This window comes from Methylopila capsulata (assembly GCF_016907975.1).
In the GTDB taxonomy this organism is placed as follows: domain Bacteria; phylum Pseudomonadota; class Alphaproteobacteria; order Rhizobiales; family Methylopilaceae; genus Methylopila; species Methylopila capsulata.
Genome location: NZ_JAFBCY010000001.1, coordinates 887,254 through 913,046 on the forward strand (window position 1 = coordinate 887,254; position 25,793 = coordinate 913,046).

General features: G+C 69.3%; 25 protein-coding genes. 15 read left to right on the forward strand and 10 right to left on the reverse strand.

Annotated elements, in window-relative coordinates; translation table 11 throughout:
* The first annotated feature begins 41 nt into the window (after positions 1 to 41).
* Entirely contained in the window at positions 42 to 2,186 is a 2,145-nt protein-coding gene (locus tag JOD31_RS04230) for a S9 family peptidase (RefSeq protein WP_204949028.1), read from the forward strand.
* Positions 2,187 to 2,195: 9 nt separating this feature from the next.
* On the opposite strand, the gene JOD31_RS04235 is transcribed toward JOD31_RS04230, so the two are convergent.
* A complete protein-coding gene (locus JOD31_RS04235; RefSeq protein ID WP_204949029.1) occupies positions 2,196 to 2,927 on the reverse strand; it encodes a GntR family transcriptional regulator in 732 nt (243 codons plus the stop codon).
* Between the two features lie 119 nt (positions 2,928 to 3,046).
* On the opposite strand from JOD31_RS04235, the gene pcaB reads away from it, so the two are divergent.
* Positions 3,047 to 4,441 carry a 3-carboxy-cis,cis-muconate cycloisomerase gene (gene pcaB / locus JOD31_RS04240; protein WP_204949030.1) on the forward strand — a complete coding sequence of 465 codons (1,395 nt, stop codon included), beginning with the start codon at positions 3,047 to 3,049 and terminating at the stop codon, positions 4,439 to 4,441.
* Positions 4,442 to 4,466: 25 nt separating this feature from the next.
* Complete coding sequence (locus JOD31_RS04245) at positions 4,467 to 5,435, forward strand: tripartite tricarboxylate transporter substrate binding protein BugD (protein ID WP_204949031.1); 969 nt, start codon at positions 4,467 to 4,469, stop codon at positions 5,433 to 5,435.
* 73 nt (positions 5,436 to 5,508) lie between these two features.
* Here the strand turns inward: JOD31_RS04245 and JOD31_RS04250 are convergent, their stop codons facing one another.
* The gene (locus JOD31_RS04250) at positions 5,509 to 6,777 is read right to left on the reverse strand and encodes a hypothetical protein (protein ID WP_204949032.1); all 1,269 of its coding nucleotides are present in this window, start codon (positions 6,775 to 6,777) and stop codon (positions 5,509 to 5,511) included.
* A 222-nt stretch (positions 6,778 to 6,999) separates the two neighbouring features.
* On the opposite strand from JOD31_RS04250, the gene JOD31_RS04255 reads away from it, so the two are divergent.
* The 3 genes from JOD31_RS04255 to JOD31_RS04265 all read left to right on the forward strand — a co-directional run bounded on the left by JOD31_RS04255 (position 7,000) and on the right by JOD31_RS04265 (position 9,369).
* Positions 7,000 to 7,596, forward strand: a complete 597-nt coding sequence (locus JOD31_RS04255) for a superoxide dismutase (RefSeq protein ID WP_024816247.1) — start codon at positions 7,000 to 7,002, stop codon at positions 7,594 to 7,596.
* Positions 7,597 to 7,739: 143 nt separating this feature from the next.
* Entirely contained in the window at positions 7,740 to 8,765 is a 1,026-nt protein-coding gene (locus tag JOD31_RS04260) for an alpha/beta hydrolase (RefSeq protein WP_204949033.1), read from the forward strand.
* Positions 8,766 to 8,895: 130 nt separating this feature from the next.
* Positions 8,896 to 9,369: an SRPBCC family protein gene (locus tag JOD31_RS04265; RefSeq protein ID WP_204949034.1), complete on the forward strand. Its 474-nt coding sequence runs from the start codon at positions 8,896 to 8,898 to the stop codon at positions 9,367 to 9,369.
* 40 nt (positions 9,370 to 9,409) lie between these two features.
* On the opposite strand, the gene scpA is transcribed toward JOD31_RS04265, so the two are convergent.
* Both scpA and JOD31_RS04275 read right to left on the reverse strand, forming a co-directional pair.
* The gene (gene scpA, locus JOD31_RS04270) at positions 9,410 to 11,569 is read right to left on the reverse strand and encodes a methylmalonyl-CoA mutase (RefSeq protein WP_204949035.1); all 2,160 of its coding nucleotides are present in this window, start codon (positions 11,567 to 11,569) and stop codon (positions 9,410 to 9,412) included.
* Positions 11,566 to 13,575, reverse strand: a complete 2,010-nt coding sequence (locus JOD31_RS04275; protein ID WP_204949036.1) for a methylmalonyl-CoA mutase family protein — start codon at positions 13,573 to 13,575, stop codon at positions 11,566 to 11,568. The genes scpA and JOD31_RS04275 overlap by 4 nt, the downstream gene beginning before the upstream one ends.
* 121 nt (positions 13,576 to 13,696) lie before the next feature.
* Between JOD31_RS04275 and JOD31_RS04280 the strand changes: the two genes are divergently transcribed.
* The gene (locus JOD31_RS04280; RefSeq protein WP_204949037.1) at positions 13,697 to 14,377 is read left to right on the forward strand and encodes a haloacid dehalogenase type II; all 681 of its coding nucleotides are present in this window, start codon (positions 13,697 to 13,699) and stop codon (positions 14,375 to 14,377) included.
* Here JOD31_RS04280 and JOD31_RS04285 read toward each other — a convergent pair whose 3' ends face one another.
* The 5 genes from JOD31_RS04285 to JOD31_RS04305 form a co-directional block, all read right to left on the reverse strand.
* Positions 14,378 to 15,385, reverse strand: coding sequence for an autotransporter domain-containing protein (locus JOD31_RS04285; RefSeq protein WP_204949038.1), 1,008 nt, complete (start codon positions 15,383 to 15,385; stop codon positions 14,378 to 14,380).
* Positions 15,386 to 15,566: 181 nt separating this feature from the next.
* Positions 15,567 to 16,949, reverse strand: a complete 1,383-nt coding sequence (locus tag JOD31_RS04290) for a M20/M25/M40 family metallo-hydrolase (protein WP_204949039.1) — start codon at positions 16,947 to 16,949, stop codon at positions 15,567 to 15,569.
* Between the two features lie 33 nt (positions 16,950 to 16,982).
* Positions 16,983 to 17,387 (reverse strand): type II toxin-antitoxin system VapC family toxin, encoded by a 405-nt coding sequence (locus JOD31_RS04295; RefSeq protein WP_204949040.1) that lies wholly within the window; start codon positions 17,385 to 17,387, stop codon positions 16,983 to 16,985.
* Positions 17,380 to 17,628 (reverse strand): type II toxin-antitoxin system VapB family antitoxin, encoded by a 249-nt coding sequence (locus JOD31_RS04300; protein WP_204949041.1) that lies wholly within the window; start codon positions 17,626 to 17,628, stop codon positions 17,380 to 17,382. Before JOD31_RS04300 ends, JOD31_RS04295 begins: the two co-directional genes overlap by 8 nt.
* Positions 17,629 to 17,685: 57 nt before the next feature.
* The gene (locus JOD31_RS04305; RefSeq protein ID WP_204949042.1) at positions 17,686 to 19,254 is read right to left on the reverse strand and encodes a helicase HerA-like C-terminal domain-containing protein; all 1,569 of its coding nucleotides are present in this window, start codon (positions 19,252 to 19,254) and stop codon (positions 17,686 to 17,688) included.
* A 161-nt stretch (positions 19,255 to 19,415) separates the two neighbouring features.
* On the opposite strand from JOD31_RS04305, the gene JOD31_RS04310 reads away from it, so the two are divergent.
* The 5 genes from JOD31_RS04310 (at position 19,416) to meaB (ending at position 22,599) form a co-directional block, all read left to right on the forward strand.
* Complete coding sequence (locus JOD31_RS04310) at positions 19,416 to 19,784, forward strand: hypothetical protein (RefSeq protein ID WP_204949043.1); 369 nt, start codon at positions 19,416 to 19,418, stop codon at positions 19,782 to 19,784.
* Positions 19,785 to 19,889: 105 nt separating this feature from the next.
* Positions 19,890 to 20,297, forward strand: a complete 408-nt coding sequence (locus JOD31_RS04315) for a DUF4332 domain-containing protein (protein WP_204949044.1) — start codon at positions 19,890 to 19,892, stop codon at positions 20,295 to 20,297.
* 72 nt (positions 20,298 to 20,369) lie between these two features.
* Complete coding sequence (gene folP, locus JOD31_RS04320) at positions 20,370 to 21,197, forward strand: dihydropteroate synthase (RefSeq protein WP_204949045.1); 828 nt, start codon at positions 20,370 to 20,372, stop codon at positions 21,195 to 21,197.
* A gap of 12 nt (positions 21,198 to 21,209) precedes the next feature.
* The gene (locus JOD31_RS04325; protein WP_204949046.1) at positions 21,210 to 21,446 is read left to right on the forward strand and encodes a hypothetical protein; all 237 of its coding nucleotides are present in this window, start codon (positions 21,210 to 21,212) and stop codon (positions 21,444 to 21,446) included.
* Between the two features lie 154 nt (positions 21,447 to 21,600).
* On the forward strand, positions 21,601 to 22,599 hold the full coding sequence (gene meaB / locus JOD31_RS04330) for a methylmalonyl Co-A mutase-associated GTPase MeaB (RefSeq protein ID WP_204949047.1): 999 nt from the start codon (positions 21,601 to 21,603) through the stop codon (positions 22,597 to 22,599).
* Positions 22,600 to 22,606: 7 nt separating this feature from the next.
* Here meaB and JOD31_RS04335 read toward each other — a convergent pair whose 3' ends face one another.
* Positions 22,607 to 23,374: an SDR family NAD(P)-dependent oxidoreductase gene (locus tag JOD31_RS04335; protein ID WP_204949048.1), complete on the reverse strand. Its 768-nt coding sequence runs from the start codon at positions 23,372 to 23,374 to the stop codon at positions 22,607 to 22,609.
* A gap of 207 nt (positions 23,375 to 23,581) precedes the next feature.
* Between JOD31_RS04335 and JOD31_RS04340 the strand changes: the two genes are divergently transcribed.
* From JOD31_RS04340 to JOD31_RS04350, 3 genes are read left to right on the forward strand one after another with little or no spacing between them, the layout of a single operon-like run.
* Complete coding sequence (locus JOD31_RS04340) at positions 23,582 to 24,028, forward strand: DUF350 domain-containing protein (RefSeq protein WP_204949049.1); 447 nt, start codon at positions 23,582 to 23,584, stop codon at positions 24,026 to 24,028.
* A gap of 14 nt (positions 24,029 to 24,042) precedes the next feature.
* On the forward strand, positions 24,043 to 24,633 hold the full coding sequence (locus tag JOD31_RS04345) for a DUF1190 domain-containing protein (RefSeq protein ID WP_204949050.1): 591 nt from the start codon (positions 24,043 to 24,045) through the stop codon (positions 24,631 to 24,633).
* Positions 24,633 to 25,793 carry a glutathionylspermidine synthase family protein gene (locus JOD31_RS04350; protein WP_204949051.1) on the forward strand — a complete coding sequence of 387 codons (1,161 nt, stop codon included), beginning with the start codon at positions 24,633 to 24,635 and terminating at the stop codon, positions 25,791 to 25,793. Before JOD31_RS04345 ends, JOD31_RS04350 begins: the two co-directional genes overlap by 1 nt.

Sequence of the window (25,793 nt, forward strand, 5' to 3'; positions counted from 1 at the left end):
GCCCGCCTTCCGGGCGTTCCTGGCTTTGAGAGGCAGTCGCCATGACCTCCGTCGAAGGGCTCACGCCGCCGCGCGCGGAGCGTCGCCCGACCTCCCGCGCGTTCCACGGCCTCGCGCTGGACGACCCCTACGCCTGGCTGCGCGCGGACAACTGGCAGGAGGTCATGCGCCGGCCGGAGACGCTGCCGGCGGACATCCGCGCCTATCTCGAGGCGGAGAACGCCTACGCCAAGGCGCTGCTCGGGCCGCTCGACCCGCTGAAGGAGGCGCTGGTCGCCGAGATGCGCGGCCGAATCAAGGAAGACGATTCGTCCGTTCCCGTGCGCGACGGCCCGTTCGACTACGCGGTGCGCTACCGGACCGGCGGCCAGCATCCGCTGATCGTGCGGACCCCCGCGGGCGGGAACGACGCCGAGGCGATCCTGCTCGACGGCGACGCCCTCGCGGAGGGCCGCGCCTTCTTCCAGTTCGGAAGCTGGAGCGCCTCGCCCGATCACGCCCTGCTCGCCTGGAGCGCCGACGACGCGGGCTCCGAGTTCCTGACCATCCGCGTGCGCGACCTCGCGACGGGCCAGGACCTCGCCGACGTCGTCCCTGACGCCACCGGGGCGGCGGTGTGGTCGGCGGACGGCGCCGGGTTCTGGTACGTCCGGCTGGACGCGCAGCACCGCGCGCTCGAGGTCTGGCGCCACCGGCTCGGGACCGAGGTCGCGGCCGACGAGCTCGTCTTCCGCGAGCCGGAGCCGGGCTGGTTCGTCGGCGTCGAGGAGACGCGGTCCGGCGCCTTCTGCGTCGTCACGATCTCCGACCACGACACCACCGAAGCCCATCTCATCGACCGCGCGTCGCTCGACAACGCCCCGCGCCTGGTTCTGAAGCGCGAGACCGGCGTGCGCTACGAGCTCGACCATCACCCCGACCTCGACGGGAAGTCCGCGCTGATCCTCCGGACCAACGCGGACGGCGCCGTCGACTTCAAGCTCTCGGTGCTGCCGGCGGTCGCGCCGGAGGCGGCTCCGGCCGTCGACCTCGTGCCGCACCGGCCGGGCGTCTACGTGCTCGACCACGCCGTGACCGCGCGGCATCTCGTGCGGCTGGAGCGCGAGGACGGCCTGCCCCGGATCGTCGTGCGCGCGCTGACGGACGGGGAGGAGCACGCCATCGCCTTCGACGAGGAGGCCTATTCGCTCGGCGTCGCCGCCGGCCCGACCTTCGACGTCGACCTCACCCGGTTCTCCTATTCGTCGCCCGCGACTCCGGCGGAGACCTGGGACTACGACATGGCGACCCGCGAACGCACCCTGCGCAAGCGGCAGGAGGTGCCCTCCGGCCACGATCCGGACGCCTACGTCGTCCGGCGCATCCTGGCGCCGGCGCCGGACGGCGAGCTGGTTCCGGTCACGGTGGCGCACCGCAAGGGCCTCGCGCTCGACGGCTCCGCGCCATGCCTGCTCTACGGCTACGGCGCCTACGGCATCTCGATCCCCGCGTCGTTTTCGGGCGGGCGGCTGTCGCTGGTGGACCGCGGCTTCGTCTACGCCATCGCCCACATCCGCGGCGGCACGGAGAAGGGCTGGGGCTGGTACCTCGACGGCAAGCTCGCGAAGAAGACCAACACCTTCACCGACTTCATCGCCGCCGGCGAGGCGCTGGTCGCGCAGGGCTTCACCGCCAAAGCCCGCATTGTCGCCCACGGCGGCTCGGCCGGCGGCATGCTGATGGGCGCGGTCGCAAATCTCCGACCGGACCTGTTCGCGGCCGTGATGGCGGAGGTCGCCTTCGTCGACGTGCTGACGACGATGCTGGACGACACGCTGCCTCTCACGCCGCCGGAATGGCCGGAATGGGGCGACCCGATCCGCGACAGGGAGGCCTTCGAACGGATCATGAGCTACAGCCCGGTCGACAACGTCGCGCCGCGCCCATACCCCGCCGTCCTCGCGCTCGCGGGCCTCACCGATCCGCGCGTCACCTACTGGGAGCCCGCGAAATGGATCGCCCGTCTGCGGGAGGCGACCACCTCGCGCCGGCCGATCGCGCTCCGCACCAACATGGACGCGGGCCACGGGGGCGCGTCCGGCCGCTTCGACCGGCTGGAGGAGGTGGCGCTGGCCTACGCCTTCGCGCTCGCCGCCGTCGGTCATCCCGACGCCGGGGTCGTCGCGGACCGCTTCCCGACCGACTGAGGGCGGCTGTCAGCCTGCCTGGCGCTTCAGGCGGCTGGACAGCGTGAAGCGGCCGGCCGGGTGAAGGGTCGAGGAGATCTCGAACACCGCCCTAGCCGCGTCCGCGTAGCGGCGGATGATCCGCAGCGCCGGCGCGCCGGGCTCTGCCCCAAGCGCCCTGGCGACGGCCTCCGGCAGCGTCGCGGCCTGGACGTCCTGCTGGATCTCGGCCACGCGTCGCCCGTAGCGTTCCTCGACAAGATGGCTGATCAGGACGCCCGGCGAGGCGCGGACGGCCTCGCCCAGATCCGCGTAGGACGCGTCGACATAGACGTCCGTCCAGCCGACCGGATCGGGCTTCGCCGCGTCGCCCCACCTGAGGCTCGAGATCCGCAGCCAGCGGCGTCCGACCTCGCAGCCGAGCTCGTCGGCCAGCGCGCGGTCCGCGACCACCTCCGCGATGTCCTGCACGTCGCGCCGATGCGCCTCGCCGAACTGCACGAGGTCTTCGACCGAGGTCAGCGACTGCCGGAACCGGTCCGGCGGCCGGGCGGCTTCGACGCGCGTGCCGACCTTCTTGCGTCGCGACACCAGCCCGAGCCCCTGCAGCGCATCGAGCGCCGAGCGCACCGTGTGCCGGCTTGCGCCGTAGCGCGCGCTGAGCTCGAGCTCCGTGGGCAGCAGCGAGCCCACGGCGAACCGCCCGGCGGCGATCTGCTGCGTCAGGTCGTCGGCGATCTCGGCGTATCGGGTCCCGCTCATCCTCGGTTCTTGCCACGCGGGCCGCGACCGACGCCACCCGCTTATTATGTCCGGACATATTGACGGCATATTTGTCCGGACATATCAATGGCGACGATTTGCAGATCTGGAGTGCGCCCGTGTCCGTCTCGCCTCGCCCCTCAGCCACCACGGCGATCGACTCCATCCTGTTCCGCGACGCCTTCGGCACGCCGCGCATGCGCGGCGTGTTTTCGGACCACGCCCTGATCGGCCGCTACGTCGAGGTCGAGGTGGCGCTGGCCAAGGCGGAAGCGCGCTGCGGGGTGATCCCGGCGGACGCCGCCGCCGAAATCGCGGCCCGCTGCAGCGCCGAGGCGCTCGACCTCGACCTGCTGCGCGAAGAAACCGACATCGTCGGCTACCCGATCCTGCCGCTGGTGCATCAGCTGGTGAAGCAGTGCGGCGACGCCGGGCGCTATGTGCACTGGGGCGCGACCACCCAGGACATCATGGACACCGCCGTCGTGCTGCAGGTGCGCGAGGGGCTAAAGATCGTCGCCGAGGACGTCGCGGAGCTGCGGGCCATCCTCGCCGACCTCGCCCGCAAGCACCGCGACACGCCGATGGCGGGCCGCACCCACCTCCAGCAGGCCCTCCCCGTCACCTTCGGCTACAAGGCGGCGATCTGGCTCGCCATGTTCGATCGGCACGCCGAGCGCCTCGAACAGCTGAAGCCGCGCGTGCTCGTCGGGCAGTTCGCGGGCGCCGCCGGCACGCTGGCTTCGCTCGGGACCAAGGGTCTCGAGGTGCAGGAGGCGCTCTGCGCGGAGCTTGGCCTCGACGTTCCCGCCTCGACCTGGCACGTGGCGCGCGACGGGCTGGCGGAGACGCTGAACCTTTTGGCCCTCATCACCGGCTCGCTCGGCAAGATCGCGCTCGACGTCATGATCATGGCCTCGACCGAGTTCGCCGAGCTCTACGAACCCTTTGTCACCGGGCGCGGCGCCTCCTCGACGATGCCGCAGAAGCGCAACCCGATCTCCTCCGAGCTGATGCTCGCGGCCTCGAAGGCCGTGCGGCAGCACGCCGGCCTGATGCTGGACGCCATGGTGCAGGATTTCGAGCGCGCCACCGGCCCGTGGCACGCCGAATGGATCGCGTTGCCGGAGAGCTTCGTGCTGACGGCGGGGGCCCTCAACCAGGCGAAGTTCGCGCTGGGCGGCCTGATCGTCGACGACGCGCAGATGCGCAAGAACCTCGGGATCAGCCGCGGCCTGATCGTCGCCGAAGCCGCCATGATGGCGCTTGCCCCGCACATTGGCCGCCAGCAGGCGCACGACGTCGTCTACGCCGCCTGCCGCGCCGTGAACGAAGGCGGGGGAACGCTCGCCGAGGCGCTCGCCCGGGAGGACGAGGTCACCCGCCATTTCGACCGCCCCGCGATCGATCGGCTGACGGACCCGGCCAACTATCTCGGCCTAGCGCCGCAGATGGTCGACCGCGCGCTGGAGCGCTCGGGCCGCGTCGGCCCTCGCCTTGAGACCGCTCGATAATCAACAAAAAGCTGGAGGACGCCCGATGATACGCCGCACGCTGACCGCTCTCGCCCTCGCCTGCCTCGCCACCGGCGCGGCCGCGGAAGACTACCCCAACCGCTTCGTCACCCTGGTCATGCCCTACTCGGCCGGCGGCCCCGGCGACACGCTGGCGCGCATCGTCGGCCAGGGCATGGGCAAGGTGCTCGGCAAGCCGGTCGTGATCGAGAACACCGCCGGCGCGGGCGGCACCATCGGCTCCGCGCGCGTCGCGGGCTCGGACCCCGACGGCTACACGCTGCTGATGAACCACGTCAGCCACGCCACCAACCCGTCCCTTTACCGCAAGCTCCGCTACGACACCGAGACGGATTTCCAGCCGATCGGCGTGGTGGCGGACCTGCCGATGGCGTTCGTGGCCAAGAAGGACTTCCCGGCGAAGGACTTCGGCGAGTTCGTGGCCTACGTCAAAGCTCACAAGGAGGACGTCACCTACGGCCACGCCGGCATCGGCTCGGCCTCGCATCTGTGCGGACTGATGTTCTTCAGCGCGATCCAGACCAAGGTGACGACCGTGCCCTACAAGGGCTCGGGACCGGCGATGAACGATCTGATCGGCGGCCAGTTCGACTTCATCTGCGACCAGACCATCAACGTCGTCTCGCCGATCAAGTCCGGCTCGATCAAGCCCTACGCCGTGACGAGCCCGGAGCGGGCCGCGATCCTGCCCGACCTGCCGACGGCCGAAGAGGCGGGCCTGAAGGGGTTCCAGCTCAGCATCTGGTACGGGATGTTCGCGCCCAAGGGCACGCCGAAGCCGGTGGTCGACAAGCTGGTCGCCGCGCTGAACGCCGCCCTCAAGGACCCGGAGGTGACGTCGAAGCTCGCGGGCCTGGGCGCCGTCCCTGCCGCGCCCGAACGCGCCAATCCGGACGCGCTGCGCGCCCATGTGACCGCGGAGATCAACCGCTGGAGCCCCGTCATCAAGGCGGCGGGCGTCTACGCCGAATGACGACGGCGAACTGACCGAAGCGGAAGGCCCGAAGGGACGGCGTCACCACGCTCGTCCCTTCGGCGTTTTGGCCTCACGTGGCGCGGTCGCCGCGCAGCGACCGCGCCGTATCGCGCGGGCCACCCTCGAGCGCGGCGAGCGCCGCCTCGAATGGGTCTTCGGGTTCCGGCGCTGGCGGGGTCTCGGCGGCGGCCTCAGGCGTCTCGCCGGCCTCGCTCTCGATCTTCGGTTCCGGTAGCGGGTCGGTCTCAGCGGCCTCTGCGGCGGCAGGCTCCACGGGCTCGGAGACGTCCTCGTTGGCGACAGGGTCCGTCACATCGACGTCCCTCGCGCCATCGAGCTCGTCGTCGAGGCGACCCCGCGCGGCCAGGATGGTGGTGCGCAGATCTTCGATCGAGGCGAAGCGGCGGGCGCCGTGGTCCGTCTGGGCCTCGATCGAGCCGTCCTCGAAGAAGCGGTACATGACGCCGTTGTGCTCGCCCTCCCGGACGACGACCTCCGAGGGATCATATGCCGCCGGCTCAGCCTCCTCGGGCGCCGGGGGCGCGGGCTCGTCGACAACGTCTTCCGCAAAAGAATGGGGCTCCGGCGACGGCTCGAACGCCTCCGCCGTGTCGACCACGGCCACGGCGGCGGCCGCCACGGCGATCGGCGCGACCGGCGCGCCCAGATCGGGCGCCGAGGACGAGGCTCCGCCGTCCTCGACCGTCTTGGCCTCGCGCCGGGCGCGGGCCCGGGCCAGCCACTCCGGAACGCGCGCCTCCTTCTTGACCGGCTCCGGCGCCTGTTCGGCGATCGGCGCCGACTGGGGTTCGGGTTCGGGCGCCGCGGCGAGGTCCGACCCAGCCGGCTCGAGGACCTCTGCGGGCGGCTCGTTCCGCTCGGGCGCCGGCGCCGTGGGCTCCTCGTCCCACGCGGTCCGGGAAAGGCCGCCGCCAAGGATCGGCGCCACCACGACCGGCGGCGCAACTTCGGGGGACCGGGCGGCGGGCGTCTTCTCCAGCGTCGGTTCGCGCCGCGGCTTCTGAGCCTTCACCACAGGGCGCGAGGGCGGCGGCGTGAACGGGCGCGGTTCGGGAGCGCGCGGCGCGTCCGCCGGCGGCTCCTCATGGTGCGCCGCGGCCTGCACGACGCCCGGAAGGGCGCGCAGCTGGGCCGTCGTGGAGACCGCCCGCGTCAGCCGTTCGAGAGCGGCCACGACCGCCCCGAGGCCCAGCGCGAACACGCCGGAACCCGCAAGGCCGGCGGCGATGTCGAGGGTCGCCACCATGCCGCCGGTCAGCATGAGGAAGGCGCTCCACACCAGCAGAGCGGCTCCGAAAACATAGAGAACGACGGACATGCGCGGGACCTCCGTCCTCCGATTGATTCTCTCGCGACTCTCAGGCCGCCATGGTTATCGCGAGGTAAAATGCAGGACCTAACCGCATTTTACATCGGAAATCGGCGTTCCACGTTGCCGGCGCCGGAGCCGCCGCCTATGTACCGCCGGCACGCTCCCGCGAACGCCGTCGTCGCGGCCGGACGCGAGAGCCCAGAGACCTTTCATCCTGGAGATTGCTCGATGTCGTTCAAGCTGCCCGAGCTGCCCTACGCCTACGACGCGCTGCAGCCCTACATGTCCAAGGAAACCTTGGAGTTTCATCACGACAAGCACCACAACGCCTATGTCGAGACGGGCAACAAGCTGCTCGAAGGCTCCGGCCTCGAAGGCGCGACCCTCGAGGAGGTGGTGAAGCAGAGCCACGGCAAGAACGCCCCGCTCTTCAACAACGCCGCCCAGCATTACAACCACGTCCATTTCTGGCAGTGGATGAAGCCGAACGGCGGCGGAGCGATCCCCGGCGCGCTCGAGAAGCAGATCACCGAGGACCTCGGCGGCGTCGAGAAGTTCAAGACCGACTTCCAGGACGCCGGCAAGGGCCAGTTCGGCTCCGGCTGGGCGTGGCTGGCGCTGAAGGGCGGCAAGCTCGAGATCATGAAGACCCCGAACGGCGAGAACCCACTGATCCACGGCGCGGTCCCGCTGCTCGGCGTCGACGTGTGGGAGCACTCCTACTACATCGACTACCGCAACCGCCGTCCCGACTACCTCAAGGCGTTCATCGAGAACCTGGTGAACTGGGAGTACGTCGAGAAGCTCTACTCCGAGGCGAAGTGAGCCGGACAAACGACATGCGGGGCGGCCTTCGGGCCGCCCTTTTTCGTTCGCTCACATCCGGAGTTCGATGGGTTGCGCGCGGTCCGGCGCTTTTGCTATGCGTCATGGCGAGAGGTAATTCCACACCCGCCAGAGAGACCCGGATGATCAAGCGCCTGCTCGCTTTCACGATCCTTGCGCTCGGGCTCGGGAGCAGCGGCGCGCTTCACGCCGACGGATCGATCGTCGAGCGAGGCCTCGAGATGCCGAGCGCGGCTCTCGGCCAGCCCGTGCGCTACTCGGTCTACCTGCCCGCAGGCTACTCCGGAGAAACCCGACGTTACCCTGTTGTTTACCTTCTGCACGGTTTCGGCGGCGACGAACGCTCCTTTTTTGACGACGGCGACCTGCAGGATGTCGCCGACGAATTGATCGCCACCGCCAAGCTGCCGCCCTCGATCATCGTCACGCCGTCGGGAAAGAAGGGCTGGTACGTCGACAACGACGTCACCGGACGCTGGCAAACGGCTCTGCTCGACGACCTCATCGACGGCGTCGACGCCAAGTACCGGACCATCGTTTCGCGCGAAGGCCGCGCGATCGCAGGCTACTCCATGGGCGGCTACGGAGCGCTGCGCTTCGCGTTGCTGGAGCCCGACCGCTTCGTCGCCGCCGGCAGCCTCTCCGGCGCGCTGTTCCCGGACGTGAAATCGGCGAGCGACTTCCCGGCGTTTCAGCTCGGGCTGTTCGGCCGCGCCTTCGGCGCGAGCTTCGATCCCAAGGCGTTCAACGCCGCAAGCCCGTGGCGGAGCCTCTCGACCGACGCCGCAGCCGCCGATGCGCCCGCGCTCTACATGAGCGTCGGCGACGACGACATCAAAATCCTGCTGGCCGGCAACAACGCCTTCGACCGGGCGCTCGCCACGGCCAAGATTCCGGTGACCTATCACGTGGTTCCGGGCCAGCATAACTGGAAGCTCTGGTCGTCCGAGCTGGCGCCGATGCTCTCGTTCATCGGGGACCGCCTCGAGGAGGCGACCCCGGTCGCGACGGCGAACCCCGCGAAACGCGTCGCCGATCGCGTCGAGGCCGCCGCGAAGGTCGAGCGCGTGGGCGGCCCCGCCATGCCCGGCGCGCCGGTCGTCCAGCCCAAGACCCCAAGCAAGACGACGATCCTCGCTCGGCCCTAAGCGTCGGTCGTTCGGCGAAAGACGCACCATCCAGAAATTGTGATTTGACGTAGGGTGAATCGCCCGGCGAACGCCGGGCGCATCCCAACGACAGCCGGCGCATCGAACGCCGGCGCTGGAGAAACGTCTCATGCGCACCGCTACTCTCTTTGGCGCAGGCGTCGCCGCAGCTTTGGCCTACGGTTCCGCCAACGCCGCCGAGGTCACCCGCAGCATCGACATCGCCGCCCCCGCGAAGAAGGTCTGGACCACGGCCTCGCCAGACTTCTGCGGCATCGGCACGTTCCACCCCGCGATTGAAAAATGCGTCCTCGCCGACGGCGGGAAGACCCGCACGCTGTCGTTGAAAGGCGGCGGGACGATCGTGGAGAAACGTCTGTCCTGGAGCGCCAAGACGCGCAGCTACAGCTACGCGATCGTGGAGAGCCCGCTGCCCGTCGCCGACTACACGTCGACGTTCACGGTGAAGGCCGACGGCAAGAAGGGCTCGACGGTGCTCTGGACGTCGACCTTCACGCCGAAAGGCGCGAGCGAAGCCGACGCCAAGAAGGCCATCGACGGCATCTACTCCAGCGGCCTCGACGCGCTGAAGGCCAAGCTCTGAAACGGGCGAGGGGCGCGCCGCCGCGGCCGCCCCTCGCCCATCATTCCGCCGCCTGCGCGCCGGCGTAGCCGAGGCGTTCGTTGAGCTGGTCGATCAGCCCACGCGCGGCGTCCGCCACGACCGTGCCGGGCGGGAAGATCGCGGAGGCGCCGCCCTCGCGCAGGGCGGGATAGTCGACCGGCGGGATGACGCCGCCGACCACGATCATGATGTCCTCGCGGCCTTCGTTCTTCAGCGCGTCGCGCAGCGCCGGAACCAGCGTCAGGTGGCCCGCCGTCATCGACGAGATGCCGACGATGTGGACGTCGTTCTCGATCGCCTGCCGGGCGGCCTCCTCCGGGGTCGCGAACAGCGGGCCGATGTCGACGTCGAAGCCGAGATCCGCGAAGGCCGAGGCGATGATCTTCTGGCCGCGGTCGTGGCCGTCCTGCCCGACCTTCGCGACGAGGATACGCGGCCGACGGCCGTCCGCCCGCTCGAAGGCGGCGACAAGCTTCTGCACCTCTTCAATCGCGCCCATGTTGCGGGCCTCCCGCTTGTAGACGCCGGAGATCGACTTGATCTCGGCGCGATGGCGGCCGAACACGTTCTCCATCGCAGTGGTGATCTCGCCGACGGTGGCCATCGCGCGGGCCGCCTCGATCGACAGGGCCAGCAGATTGCCGTCGCCGCGCGCGCCGTTCTCGAGCGCGGTGAGCGCCGCCTCCACGCGTTGCGGATCGCGCTCGGCGCGGAGCCGCTCAAGCTTGGCGAACTGTGCGGCGCGCACCTCGGCGTTCTTGATCTGGCGGACGTCGAGCGTCTCGTTCTTCAAGACCTTGTACGCGTTGACGCCGACGACGGTCTGGTCCCCCGAGTCGATGCGCGCCTGCGTGGTCGCGGCCGCCTCCTCGATCCGAAGCTTCGGCACGCCGGCCTCGATCGCCTTGGCCATGCCGCCGAGCCGGTCGATCTCCGCGATGTGAGCGAGCGCCTTCGTCGCGAGGTCATGGGTCAGCTTCTCGACGTAGGCCGAGCCGCCCCAGGGATCGATGAAGCGCGTCGTGCCGCTTTCCATCTGCAGCACGAGCTGCGTGTTGCGCGCGATGCGGGCGGAGAAGTCGGTCGGCAGCGCCAAGGCTTCGTCGAAGGAGTTGGTGTGCAGCGACTGGGTTCCCCCTTGCGTCGCCGCGATCGCCTCCAGCGTGGTGCGGATGACGTTGTTGTAGACGTCCTGCGCGGTGAGCGACCAGCCGCTGGTCTGGCTGTGGGTGCGCAGGGGAAGAGACTTGGGGTTCTTGGCGCCGAGATCCGTCATGAGTTTCGTCCAGATCAGGCGCGCGGCCCGCATCTTGGCGATCTCCATGAAGACGTTCATGCCGATCGCCCAGAAGAACGACAGGCGGGGCGCGAAGCGATCCACGTCGAGGCCGGCCGACAGGCCCGCCTTCACGTACTCCGCGCCGTCGGCCAGGGTGTAGGCCAGCTCGAGGTCGGCCGTCGCTCCGGCCTCCTGCATATGGTAGCCGGAGATCGAGATCGAATTGAACTTCGGCATGCGCTGCGAGGTGTGCGCGAAGATGTCGGCGACGATCCGCATCGAGGGCGCCGGCGGATAGATGTAGGTGTTGCGGACCATGAACTCCTTCAGAATGTCGTTCTGAATGGTCCCGGCCAGCTTCTCCTGCGGCACGCCCTGCTCTTCGCCCGCGACGATGAAGAGCGCCAGCACGGGCAGCACCGCGCCGTTCATCGTCATCGAGACGGTCATCTTGTCGAGCGGGATGCGGTCGAACAACGTCCGCATGTCGTAGATCGAGTCGATCGCGACGCCAGCCATGCCCACGTCGCCGGCGACGCGGGGGTGGTCGCTGTCGTAGCCGCGGTGGGTCGCGAGATCGAACGCGACGGACACGCCGGTCTGACCGGCGGCGAGGTTCGCGCGGTAGAACGCGTTCGAATCCTCGGCGGTGGAGAAGCCGGCGTACTGGCGGATCGTCCAGGGCTGGGACGCGTACATCGTCGGATAGGGGCCGCGGATGAACGGCGGCAGGCCCGGCCACGTGTCGAGGCCCTCAAGTCCCTCCAGATCGCTCGCCCCATAGACCGGCGGCACGACGATCCCTTCCGGCGTGGTCCAGGGCGCGGCGACAGCGGAAGGCGCCGAGGTCTCGGGGCGGCGCCAATCAATCGCGGCGAAGTCCGGCAGACGAGCGGTCACGAGACGCCTCCCAGGGCCGGCGCGTTTTGAGCGGATGCAAGCGTCGTCGCGTCATGAAGAACGGCAAGGGCGTCGTCGCCCGCCGCGACGAAACGGCTGACGCCCGCCGAGGAAAGAGCCTCGGCCCCCTCCTTGGGGCGACCGGCGAGCCAGACGGTGGCCCCGGCCGCAGCGAGCGCCGCGACGAGGTCCGGTCCGGTCTCGGCGTAGCCGTCGTCTGCGCCGCAGACGATCGCGAGCGTCGCGCCGCTCTCCGTCCAGGCCGCGACGTTCGCTTCGGTCGTCGCGCCGGCAGGACCGTCGATCGCCGTGAGGCCGCCCGCGACCAGGAGGTTGCGGACGAAGCCCGCCCGCGCGGAATGTCTGGCGATGGGGCCGACGAGCGCGAGATAAACCGCCGGGCGCGGCGTCGCGGCCTCGTTGGTGGCGCGCAGGCGCTCGAACGGCGCCGCGACGCGCTCGAGGTCGAGCGGGGTCGCTGAGACGCTGGGATTCGACGCGGACGCCGCGCGGACGTCGGCGAACGAAGACCCGTTCAGGAAGGCCGCGACAAGAGCGTCGAAGCCGGCGACGTCCTCGCCGATCTCGCCTGCGATCGGAACCACCTGCGGCAGCCGCGACACGTGGGGAGGCGATGGCGGAACGTGAAGCGTTTCGCCGGCCTCCGGGAACTCGCTGACGCCGACCACCGGGCTGCGTCGGGTTGCGGCGGCGGAGCGGCGGCGGGCGCGGGCGTCCGCGATCCGGGCCTGCCAGGAGCCGGACGTCAGCGCCTGAAGCAGGCCGCCGTCGCGTTCGATCTGCTGGAACAGCATCCAGGCGGTCTCGGCGAGAGCGTCGGTCAGGCCGTCGATCGCGCCCGCGCCCGCAGCGGGATCCGCGACGCGGTGCGCGTTGCTCTCCTCCAGAATGATCGCTTGGGCGTTTCGCGCCAATCGACGCGCGTCGGCGTCCGCGGCTCCGAGAGCGTCGGTGAAGGGTCGCACCGTGATCGAGTCCGCCCCGCCGACGCCTGCGGCGAAGGCCGCGATGGTGGTGCGGACGAGGTTCGTGTGCGCCGCGCGCTCGCTCATCATGCGCCGCGACGTCTCGGCATGGATGTGCACAGTCCGTTCGGGAAGACCGCTCTCCCTCCGCCAGGCGGCCCAGAGGAGGCGCGCGGCGCGGAGCTTCGCGATGGTGGCGAACTGGTCGGCGTCGCAGGAGAACGCGAAGGACATGGCGTCCGCCGCGGTTTCGAGGTCGACGCCGTTGGCGACCAACGCGCGCACATGTTCGGTGGCGGAGGCTATCGCCCCCGCAAGCTCCTGCACGTCGGTCGCGCCGGCGCCATGGGAGACGCGGGCGTCGATCGAAAACACCGGCCCCGTAAAGCCCCGCGCCCTCAGACCTTGGACGACGCCGGCCGCTCTGCCGCCCATGTCGCTCCAGGAGCGCGGCAGCGTGCCCGTTCGCGCGAGATCGCGCAGCAGGTCGAGGCCGAAACAGATGTAGGTGTCGGACGGAGCGATTCCGCGCCGTTCGATCAGCGCCGCGACGAGCGCGGCGGCGGCGCGCCCCTCGAAGGGCACCACCTCGAGATAGAGCGGCGCCAGGTCCAGCAACACGCCGTCGAGCGCCTGGTCGAGCCGATCCAGCGTATCCGCCGCGACGCCATGGCCGTCGCCCGGCGTCAGGAAGGCGAGCGCCAGCCCGGACGCGCCGTTGTTCAGGTCCTCGAGCGCCTGCTCGTTCGCGGCCGCAGGGTCGGCGATGTCGATGCGGCTGAGAGCGATCCAGCGCGAGCCCGGCGCACGGCCGGGGATCGGAGACGGCGCGCTTCGGGGTCGAATGGCCGCGACGGCCACGCCGTCCATCGTGCGGTGGCGGATCACGGACTCGAGCGGGCGCCCCTTCAGGGCCGCCTCGGCCGCCGCGCGCCAGTCGTCTTCGGTCGCAGTCGCGAAGTCTGCGGCGAAAGATGTGGCGACGCGCGTCATCGCGGCCTCGGTCGTTTGGTTCGTCATGCCTGTCTCAACTTAGGGGGACGGCCGGACCGTGCCATAGCGCCGCCTCCGCGCCATGATGGACAATCGGATGATACGCTGCGCCGCAGCACTCGCATATGAAGCCGCAATGGAGGACGGCATGATCGGCGCTTCAGAGCCTCGCGACTTTCCGGTCTACGTGTTCGACGCGTATGGGACGCTGTTCGACGTGCATTCGGCCACGATGCGGCATCGCGAGCTCATCGGCCCCGACGCGCAGCGCCTGTCGGATCTCTGGCGAACGAAGCAGCTCGAGTACGCCTGGGTCTACGCGTTGATGGGCGCCTACCGGGACTTCTGGAGTCTGACGGAGGCCGCGCTCGACGTCGCGGGGGCGCGGATCGGCGGACTGTCGGCCGAGGCGCGACGGGCGCTGCTCGCCGCCTACCTCGAACTGTCGACCTATCCCGAGGCGAAGGACGTCCTGCGCAAGCTGAAGGCGCAAGGCGCCAAGACGGCGATCCTGTCCAATGGCTCGCCCGACATGCTGACCTCCGCCGTTGCGGCGGCTGGGCTGGCCGATCTGCTCGACGCGACGCTCTCGGTCGACGGGCTGATGACCTACAAGACCGACCCTCGCGCCTATCGTCTGGCCCAGGAGCGGTTCGCCGTCGCGCCGCACGAGATTTCATTCCAGTCGTCGAACCGCTGGGACGTCGCAGGCGCCGCGGCGTTCGGGTTTCGCGCCGTCTGGGTCAACCGCACGGAAGCGCCCGACGAATACGCCGACTTTCCGCCCGCGCGTCGGATCGCAGATCTCTCGGGCCTGTTGGCCAGGTGATCAGAATGAGATGCCGAGACGCGCCCTGCCGGCATGCGTCGCAAACCCGTCGCGCGCGCCGTAGTCGTAGCTGAGGCTCATCTCGACGCCCTTCGCGAGCGCCGTGCCGAGACCTACCCCTCCGACGACCCCGCGGCCGGTGGGGTGGCCCTTCCACGACTGCCGGACGGCTCCTGTCGACCGCGATGTCGCGCGCAGCGCGTCCGTGCTGAAGCCGAGCATCTCGTCCGCACCGACGAAGGCTTGCAACTCCACTTTGTGCGACCGGTCGATCCGGAACGCGCGCGTGGCCTTCAGCCGGAACGAGCCGATGGCGGCCTGCGCATGCCGCGACTTGTAGGAGAAGGCGTTGTCTCCCCCGCTTTCGCGGTAACCTGAGAGAGCGTTGGCGTAGAGCGCCACCCCGAGCGTGGGCGAGACCTTGACGCCTCGCACCGAGACGTCGCCGCCGACCTGAGCGGCGCTCCGGACGTTTCGGCTCACCGAACGGCCGAAGGTGCGGGACTCGTCGGGTCCGCGGTCGATCGCGCGAAAGCCGACGATCGATCCGCCGAACAGAAGCTTTGCGAACAACGAGCCCCGCTTCACACGTCCGTAGACGTCGACATGCTGGGAGAGAGTGCCGCCGCTGAGGTCGCCGGACGAGACGTCGCCGGCGCCGCCGCCGGCCATGACGCCGACCACGACGCCGTTCGAGATTTCCCGGTCGAGGCCGAGCCGCAGTTGAGAGGACGATCCGCCGTAGCCCATGCGAGCGCCCTGCTCCGCCTGGCCATAGGAGGCGGCGCCGACGTCCACGAAGGTCTTGACCGCCGGGAGCACGGCGGTCTGCTCCTTCCGATCGGCGTCGAGACGGGTGAAGGCCGCCTCGGTCTCCGCATGGCCGAGGAAGATCCCGGCCTCGACCAGTGACTGGTTGGTGCGCAGGTCGTCGGCGAAGCTCGCTCGCGGGGCGAACAGCCCGGCGATGACGCCGAGCGCGAGCCCGGCGAGGCGATGTCCGTTCATATCCGTTTGCTCCGAAACGCATGCTTCGGGCGGCCCGCACGGCGCGCCGACGCATGTCCTTTTCGCAACTGCAGTATGAACGAACGTTCAGAAATCGCGACCCCGTCGGGGTCACGAACCTGTTAGGCGGTATTCGGAGACAGCTTCCTGTGATCCAAAAGACTCAGACGCCCAGATCGCCTCAACCTGCGAGCGCGGCCAGTATCCGGATCCACGAGCGCACGCCCTTGCGAAAACTTTCGAGGTCGTACTTCTCGTTCGGCGAGTGGATGCGGTCGTCGTCGAGGGCGAACCCGATCAGGAGGGTGTCGAGGCCGAGCGTGCGTTTGAAGTCGCCCACCACCGGAATCGATCCGCCCGACCCGATGGTCACCGGCGCGACGCCCCACTCGTCGGCGAGCGCCGCGCGGGCCTTGGCGAGCGACGGACTGTCGAAGGGAAGCTGGATCGCCTTCGACCCCTTGTGGCCTTCGAACTCCACCGAGCAATCGGCCGGCAACCGCTCCCGCACGAAGGCGCGGAAGGCCTGCTTCACCTTCGAGGGGTCCTGGTCGCCGACAAGGCGGAACGACACCTTGGCGCGCGCCTCGGAGGCGATGACCGTCTTCGCGCCGGCTCCCGTGTAGCCGCCCCACATGCCGTTCACGTCGCACGTCGGACGGGACTGGATCTGCTCGATCACCATGCGGTCGCTTTCGCCCGCAGGAATCGACAGCCCGATGGGTCCAAGGAACTTTGCGGCGTCGAGACCGAGGGCGCGCCACTCCTCGCGCAGGGTGTCCGGCACCACGGGCACGCCGTCGTAGAACCCGGGCAAGGTCACGCGGCCGTCGGCGTCGTGGAGATCGGCGACGATCTTCGACAACACGTGAAGGGGGTTCCGCGCGGCGCCGCCGTACATGCCGGAGTGCAGGTCGCGGTCGGCGGCGCGGACGGTGATCTCCTCGTAGACCAGGCCGCGCAGCGAGGAGGTGATGGCGGGCGCGCCCTCCCCCCACATGGTGGTGTCGCAGACCAGCGCGACGTCTGCGGCCAACTCCTCCTTCGCCTCGTCGAGGAAGCCTGGGAGATTGATCGACCCGCATTCCTCCTCGCCTTCGAGCAGGATGGTGACGCCGACAGGCAGTTCGCCGGTCGCGGCCTTCCAGGCGCGGCAGGCCTCGACGAAGGTCATGACCTGACCCTTGTCGTCGCTCGACCCGCGGGCGACGATGACCTTCTTGCCCTCCTTCGTCGTCGCGATCCGCGGCTCGAACGGCGGCGTCTCCCACTTCTCGATCGGATCGACCGGCTGCACGTCGTAGTGGCCGTAGAACAGCACGTGCGGCGCGCCCGCCTTCGGCTGCTTCGCGAGCACCACGGGGTGGCCCGGCGTCTCGCGCAACGCGGCTTCGAATCCGAGCGTCGCAAGCTCGCGCTTCAACCAATCCGCGGTCTCGCGGCATCCGTTCTTGTAGGCGGGATCGGTCGAAATCGACGGGATGCGGAGCAGCCCGAACAGCCGTTCGAGGCTTTTCTCCAGGCTGTCGTCGGCCGCCGCGAGGGCGCGGTCGAGATCGGACATGCGATATCCTTCAGCTTCGGCGCGAGGCGCCGGTCAGGCGAGGTCGGTATGGGCGAAGTCGTCGCCCTTGTAGAGCAGGCCGACGCCATGCGCCTTGGCGCAGGCGTAGGCGAAGCAGTCGCCCATGTTGAGTTGCGCCGGGTGGCCCGTGCCCTTGCCGTAGCGAAGATGCGCGTCAATCGCGAGCCGGCCGACCTCGGCGGTCACGTCGATTACATCGATCGCCGTCTCATGCACGAGGTCCAACGCGTAGCTTCGGCTTTCAGTCACCGCAACGCGTTTGCGCGAGGCGACAGCCAGAGCCGTCTCGTAGAGCGCGATCGCCGACGTTAAGCGCCGCTGGCTCCCTACGAGTCGCGAACTCAGGTCGTTGGCTTCGGGCTCCCGCAACAGGATGGCCGTAAGCGCGGATGCGTCGACGAAGACGCCCTCACTCATCGTTCAGCGAATCCCAAAACGTCTTGTCGAGGACGACGCTCGGATTGTCCGGATAGGCCGCCACCCGCTGCTGGATCGCTGCGATTGCCGTCAATCGCCGCTCTCTCTCGGCGCTTGCTGACGCTTCGGCGAGCGCTTTTTCGCAAGCCTGTCGGATCGTTTCCGTCAAACTCGTCCCGTTGGCGGCGGCCAGTTTGCGCACCACCCGGTCGGTCTCGGGATCCCTGACATGAAAAGCCATGGCGTCTACACTCCTCGCACCTCTGTGTAGATCGCACGCAGGCGCCGGTCTTTCAACTCATCGCCGCAGCAGGCTGCCCAGCACGCCGCGCACGACCGCGCGGCCGACGGAGCTTCCGACCGAGCCCGCCACCGACTTGCCGATCTGAGCCGCGATGTTGCCGGCGGTCTGGTTGACGATGGTGCGCGTCACGTCGCGGGCGATCGACTGCCCCGGCGACAGCGTCTTGCGCGTCCCGCCGCCCGTTCCGAAGATGCTCTTGAAGATGCCGCCAATGCCGCCCGCATCGGCCTCAACCGCCACCTGGTCGGCGGCGACCGTCTCCTGCGCCTTCTTCGCCAGCATCTCATAGGCCGACTCGCGGTCGACCGCCGTGTCGTACTTGCCGGCGAGCGGAGAGTTCTGGATCAGGCCGCGCCGCTCCTCCGCCGTCACCGGCCCGATGCGGGCCGCCGGCGGGCGGATCAAGGTCCTTTGCACGATCGACGGGACGCCCTTCCCCTCGAGCATCGAGACCAGAGCTTCGCCCACGCCAAGCTCGGTGATGACCTGGGCCGTCTTCAGCTCCGGGTTCGGACGGAACGTCTCGGCCGCCGCCTTCACCGCCTTCTGCTCGCGAGGCGTGAAGGCGCGGAGCGCGTGCTGGACGCGGTTGCCGAGCTGGCCCGCCACCTCCTCCGGAACGTCGATGGGGTTCTGCGTCACGAAGTAGACGCCGACGCCCTTGGAGCGGATGAGGCGGACGACCTGCTCGACCTTCTCGATCAGCACCTTCGGCGCCTCGTCGAACAGCAGGTGCGCCTCGTCGAAGAAGAACACGAGCTTCGGCTTTTCGACGTCGCCGACCTCCGGCATCTGCTCGAACAGCTCCGAAAGGAGCCACAGCAGAAAGGTCGCGTAGAGCCGCGGGCTCGACATCAGCTTGTCGGCGGCGAGAATGTTGATGACGCCCCGGCCGTCGTGGCTGGTGCGCATGAGATCGCCCAGCTCCAGCGCGGGCTCGCCGAAGAAGGCGTCGCCGCCCTGCGTCTCGAGCACCAGCAACTGACGCTGCACCGCGCCGACCGTCGCCTTGGCGACGTTGCCGTACTTGGTCGTGAGCGTCGCCGCGTTTTCAGCCACGTGCGACAGCAGCGCCTGCAGGTCTTTCAGGTCGAGGAGCAGGAGGCCCTGTTCGTCCGCCACCCGGAAGACGATGTTGAGCACGCCTTCCTGGGTGTCGTTGAGATTCATCAGCCGCGCCAGCAGCAACGGCCCCATCTCCGAGACGGTGGCGCGGATCGGGTGCCCCTGCGCGCCGAACAGATCCCAGAACACCACCGGGAACTGGTCGTTGACGTAGGGCTCCAGCCCGACTTCCTGGGCGCGCTTGAGGAGGAAGTCCTTCGGCTCGCCTTTGGCCGCGACGCCCGACAGGTCGCCTTTGATGTCGGAGGCGAAGACCGGCACGCCCGCGGCCGAAAAGCCTTCGGCCAGAGCCTGCAGCGTGACCGTCTTGCCGGTGCCCGTCGCGCCGGTGACGAGGCCGTGGCGGTTCGCGAGCTTCAGCTCGAGGCTTTCCGCCTTCACCCGCTTGTGGTTGGCGTCAAAACTCGCGCCGATGAAGATCTTGCCCTCGTCAAGCATCGCGTCACACTCCTTCTCGCCGGTTCGGCCGGCGCATCGGGCGGAAGGTGCCATGGCGGCGCGGCGCCACCAAGGGCGGCCTCCGTCGATAGGTCCGCTTGTCATCGCTACCGACAGGTGGTCTCTATCCCGCCGACAAAAACACATCCTCGCGGGGCCCCATGGACGAACTCGTGACCCGGCTGTCGACGGCGGCCCACATCGACGCCGCGACGGCGACGGCGGCCGTGAAGGCCATCCTCGTGTTCCTCGACAAGGAGGCGCCCGCGGACGCCGTCGGCGATCTGATGGACGCGCTGCCCGGTTCGCGACAGGCTCTGTCCGACGCCAAGGCCGAGAACGGCGAGCCCGAGGGCTTCGCCGGCTTCGGCGCGATGGCCGCGTACCACGCCCTCACCGCGGTCGGACTTTCCGGCTCGGAGGTCCAGGTCGTGACCAAGGAGTTGCTCGCCCACGCCCGCGAAAAGGCCGGCGAGGAGACTGTCGGCCGCATCGTCGGCTCTATCCCCGGCCTCGAGGCCTTCATCTAGGGCCTCGGAAGCCCGTCGCTGGCGTTTGGTCCTGCGTTGAGTGGCGTTCCCCGCGTAGCTTGGAACAAGCCTGTCGACCGGCGCCGAACGACGCGCGGAGGGTCCATGCCCTATCCTATTCTGCAGATCGAGGGCGTCGGCCCCGAGAGCGCGGAGCGACTCAAGAAGGCCGGGGTGCGAACCTCCGCGACCTTGCTTGACCGGGCCAAGGATCCCAAAGGCCGGAAGACGCTCGCCGCCGCCACGGGCATTCCCGCGAGCCTGATCCTGAGCTTCGCCAACAGGGCGGACCTCATGCGGCTCAGGGGCGTCGGCGGCGAATACGCGGATCTGCTGGCCGCCGTCGGCGTCGACACGGTGAAGGACCTGAGAAATCGCAACCTCGGGAACCTTTCGAAGGCCATTCGCCACGCCAACGCCCAGCGCAGCCTTGTGCGGCTCGCCCCGTCCGAAAAGGTCGTCGCGAAATGGATCGAGCAGGCGAAGGCACTGCCGCCCGTGATGACCTACTGACCGAGCAGCGCTTCAGAATCGGGGGCGCGCGTCCTAGACATGGTCCGTTCCGCCCTTTGGAGGCTTCCGTCCATGACCCTCTCACGAGCGCCGTTCGCGGCGGCCCGCCTGTTCGATCGCGCCGGCGGTCCACGGGTGATGGGCATCCTGAACGTCACTCCGGATTCATTCTCCGACGGGGGACGCTTCGCGGCGGTTGAAGGCGCGGTCGCGCACGCCGCCAGGATGGCCGGCGACGGCGCCGACATCGTCGACATCGGCGGCGAATCGACCCGGCCGGGCTATCAGCCGGTGGACGCCGAAGAAGAGATCCGCCGCGTGGTCCCGGCGATCCGCGCCGTGCGTGAAGCGCTCGATCTGCCGATCTCGATCGACACGATGAAGGCGTCGGTCGCGGCCGCGGCGCTCGAGGCCGGAGCCGACATCCTCAACGACGTCTGGGGGCTGCAGCGCGATCCCGACATCGCGCGGGTCGCGGCGGAGCACGGCGCGCCCGTGGTGGTGATGCATCACCGTACCGAGGTTGATCCCGCGCTCGACATCGTCGAGGACATGAAGGGTTTTCTCGGGCGTTCGATCGAGATCGCGCTCAGGGCCGGCGTCCCTGACCACGCCATCGCCCTCGACCCCGGCGTCGGCTTCGGCAAGACCGTCACGCAGAATCTGATCGCCATTCAGCAGGTCGGCGCGCTCGCCAGGATGGGCTTCGCAGTGCTGCTCGGAACCTCGCGGAAATCCCTGATCGGCCACATCATCCAGCGCACGCCGGAGGAACGCGTCCACGGCACGGTCGCGACCTCGGTGCTTGGCTGGGCCGCGGGCGCGACGCTGTTCCGTGTCCACGACATTCGCGAAAACCGCGACGCGCTGCTCGTGGCGAAAGCGGTGCTCGACGCCTGACGTGGCCTAGGCGTGCTGTTACACGCCGAGGCGGCGACGGAAGCCGAGATGAGCGCGGGCCATGCCCATCGCGCGGCCGAAACCGGCCTGCGCGGAGCCGACGAGCTCAATGGCGTGGCCGCGGCGCGAGAGCGCCGCATCGCCCGTCAAGCCGGCCCAAAGCTGCATCAGCTTGCCCTTGATCTGCTTCCCGTGACCTTCGATCCGATCCGCGTTCATCAGGGTATCTCCGCCGCCGAAATGGTTTGAAACATTGATTTGATAGGTGAACGCCGACGGGCCGATGACAGTTCACGCCCGCCACGACGATTTCGGACTTCGGCACGACTTTTCGCCCGGTCGCAGGCGGGGGGACGGGCTGTTAGCGTCCACCCCGCTTCGTCCCACGCCTCCAAGGATCCTCGTGCCGCCCTCCTCACCCCTTCAGATCGCTGACGTTCCCGCTTTCGCGGCCCGCATCCGCGCCGGCGACCGCGCCGCCCTCGCCCGGGCGATCACGTTTGCGGAATCGCGCCGTCCCGATCATCAGGCCGCGGCGCGCGCGCTGGTGCAGGAACTGCTGCCGGACACCGGCAAGGCCATCCGGGTCGGCGTCACGGGCGTGCCCGGCGTCGGCAAGTCGACGACCATCGACACGCTCGGAAGCCGGCTCACCGCCTCGGGCCACAAGGTGGGCGTGCTGGCGGTCGACCCGTCCTCGACGCGCACCGGCGGGTCGATCCTCGGCGACAAGACACGGATGCAGCGGCTCGCCATGGACCGGGCCGCCTATGTGCGTCCGTCCCCCTCGGCGGGGACGCTCGGCGGCGTCGCGGCCAAGACGCGGGAAAGCATGCTGCTGATGGAGGCCGCGGGCTTCGACGTGATCCTGGTCGAGACGGTCGGGATCGGCCAGTCGGAGACGACCGTCGCCGATATGACGGACGTCTTCCTGGTGCTGATGCTGCCCGGCGCCGGCGACGAACTTCAGGGCATAAAGAAGGGCGTGCTGGAGATCGCCGATATCATCGCCGTCAACAAGGCGGACGGCGCTGGCGCCGGCCCTGCGAAGGCCGCCGCCGCCGATTACACGGCTGCGCTGCGCATCCTGAACGCTCAGGGCGGCGCCTGGACGCCGGAAGTGCTCACCGTCTCCGGCCGCGAGGACCAGGGCCTCGACGCGCTTTGGGCCCGCGTGGTCGCCTGCCGCGACCTGCGCGCGAAGGCCGGCGAACTCGCGAAGCGCCGCGAGGGCCAGCAGGTGCGCTGGATGTGGACGATGGTCGAGGCCCGCTTCCGCGAACGCCTCGCCGACGATCCGCGGCTCGCCGAACGGGTGCCCGCGCTCGAGACCGCGGTCGCGGGCGGCGAGCTCGCCCCGACGCTGGCCGCGGACGAGATCGCGACGATGCTCGGCTTCTGAGCCTTGCTCAGATCGCGGTAAAGCCGTTGTCCACGAAGAGATGCGCGCCGTTGACGAAGCTCGCGTCGTCGCTTGCGAGGAACAGCGCGGCCTTCGCCACCTCCTCTGCTTCGCCGATGCGGCCCTGAGCCGCGGCGATCGCCGCATCGGACGTGTCGACGCCCAGCGCCTGCAGGTCAGCGACCTCGCGCAGGCCGTGGGGCGTGCGGATGAAGCCGGGACACACCGCGTTGCATCGGATGTTCCGGTCGCGGAACTCCACCGCGATCGCGCGGGCGAACATGTGGCACGCGCCCTTGGTGGTGTCGTAGAGCACTTCCATCGGCGTCGCCGCCACCGCGGAGATCGACGAGGTGCAGACGATCGAGCCGCCGCCGGCCGCGATCATCCCCGGCAGCACGGCCTTCGTCATGAGAAACATCGACCGCACGTTGACCGCGTGCAGCCAGTCCCACTCCGCGACCGTCGTCTCCAGGAACGGCTTTATGACGATGGTCCCGGCATGGTTGAACAGCACGGTCGCAGGCCCGAAGCGCTGCGTCACCGCCGCCACGGCGGCGCCGACCGCAGCCTCGTCCGACACGTCGGCGACGAAGGCCTCCGCCACGCCGCCTTCGGCGCGGATGGCCGCCGCGGTCTCCTCCGCGGCCTCGCCGTTGAGATCGACGATCGCGACCTTCGCCCCCTCCGCCGCGAACAGGCGCGAGGAGGCCCCGCCCATCCCCGTCGCCCCGCCGGAAACGATCGCGACCTTGTCCTGAAGCTTTCCGGGCATGCGCGTCGATCTCCTCGGGGCTGACATCTTGGGGGGCGGGCTTACCACGTCCAACAGCCGCAGCGGCGGGCTCAGCGACGCGCCAGAAGGCCGCGTTCGCCCCTCGAGTTTCCCCGCCTCGCCTCTGGCGATTGGCGCGGCGCGATCGTATCAAGGACGCGCGCCCCAGCGCGGATGATACGACACGCCTCAAGAGGCCCACCCGCCGTGGATGACGCCACTCTCATCGACCGGCCGAACGCGCTAGTCGTCGCTCGCCACTACCTCTCCGGCTTTCCCGAATTCGCCGCCTACTTCGCGCTTGCGATCGTGCTCGCCGGGCTCTTTCTCATGGCCTATTCCCGCATCACCCCGCATCACGAGTTTCGTCTCGTGCGCGCGGGCAATATGGCGGCCGTGCCCGCCCTGCTCGGGGCGCTCCTTGGGTTCGCGCTGCCGATGAAGGCCGCGATGGGCGGCGCAGCCTCGCTGGCGGATTTTGCGCTCTGGTCCGTGATCGCGGCCGTCGTGCAGATCGGCGCCTATGGCGCGGCGCGAGCGGTCATGCCCGACGTGTCGATCCGCATCTCCAACGGCGAGATGGCGGCGGGCGCATGGCTTGGCGGCGTCTCAGTCGTCGTCGGCGTGCTCAACGCCGCCGCGATGACCTACTGAGCGGACGCAGGGCGATGAAGCGCTCGAACGGAATTGCGCTGGGGTTGATGGGCGCGGGCGCCGTGGCGCTTAGCGTCTATCGCGGGCCGTCGGAGGTTGTTGGAGGCGTCTTCACCGACGCCGCCCAATGCACGCGCGCGGGGATCCCCGCCGAGGACTGCGACAGCGCGCAACGCACGGCGTCGATAGCCCACCGGGCGCGAGCCCCGCGTTACGCCAACCGCGCGACGTGCGAGACCGAGGCCGACACGGTCTGCGAGGCCTCTCCGGCAGGAACCTCGGCCGGAGCAGGCGGCGAGACGTACTCCCCCGCCATGGGCGGTTTCACTCTGTCGAAGGACTGCGACTACTACAGTGTGGGTTGCGCCGCTTCGGAGAGCGGCACCAGCGGCGGAGGCGGAGGGTTCGCCACCGGCATGCGCACATTCCGAAATACGGGACAGCCGGTCTACGAATCAAGGCGCTGGCGGGGGTCTTACCGACCGGTTTGGGCGTTCGTCGAACCTGGCGCCTCGGGGGAGCGGGGGCGAGCTTCGCTCAAGACCGAGACGATATCGCGCGGCGGCTTCGGCCCTGCGTTCGGCGGCTTCCGCGCCGGCTCCTGATGCGTCGCCTCGCGATCCCTCCCCGGCCGGACTGGCGCAAGACCGCCGATCGCCTGGGCTTCCGGTTCGCCGAGATGTACGGCGCGCCCTATTGGGACGAGACCGCCTGCTTCGCCTTCACGCTGAGGGAGATCGAGCACGACATCGAGGACTCGACACGCGAACTGCACGCGCTGTGTCTCGACCTTGCGGACCGCGCCGCGCGCGACGGCAGACTGCTGACGCGGCTCGGCGTTACGGCGGCGTTCCACGACTACGTCGCGCGGTCCTGGCGGAACCGCGATCTCGAACCCTCGCTCTACGGCCGCTTCGATCTCGCCTACGACGGGACGGGGCCTGCCAAGATGTTGGAGTACAACGCCGACACCCCGACCGGACTCTACGAGACCGCCGTGTTCCAATGGGCCTGGCTCGAGGAGCTCCGGCGAAGCGGCGCGCTTCCCCTAGACGCCGACCAATTTAACTCGGCCCACGAGGCGCTGGTCGAACGTTTCAAGGCGTTTTCCAACCGGTCGTTGTTCCACTTCGTCGGCGCCATCGACGACGTCGAGGACGGCGGCACGATCGATTACCTCCTCGACTGCGCCGCGCAGGCGGGCCATGTGGGTCGCAAGCTTCATATCGACCGCGTCGGGCTCGACGCGCGGGGCCGGTTCACGGACGAGGACGACCTCGTGATCGACCAAATGTTCAAGCTCCACCCCTGGGAGTGGATCTTCGAGGCTCCGTTCGCATCACATCTTCCAATCTCGGGCTGCCGCTTCGTCGAACCTCCGTGGAAGGCGATGCTCTCCACCAAGGCGATCCTGCCGCTGCTCTGGGAGGCCCATCCCGGCCATCCCAATCTGCTCCCCGCTTTCTTCGCGGACGATCCCCGCGCAGCCGCTCTCGACGCTTACGTCCACAAGCCTCTGTTCTCGCGCGAGGGCGCGAACGTCACGCTGGTTCAGGACGGCGAAACGGTCGCGATCGAGGGTCCCTACGGAGCCGAGGGGTTTGTGGTTCAGCAGGCTGCGCGGCTGTTCTCGTCGCCTGGAGGCTACGCCGTGCTTGGGAGCTGGGTGGTGGGCGACGCCCCATGCGGGCTGGGCGTTCGGGAGGACGCTTCACCTGTCACGATGAACATGTCGCGCTTCGTGCCGCACGCCATCATCGGATGA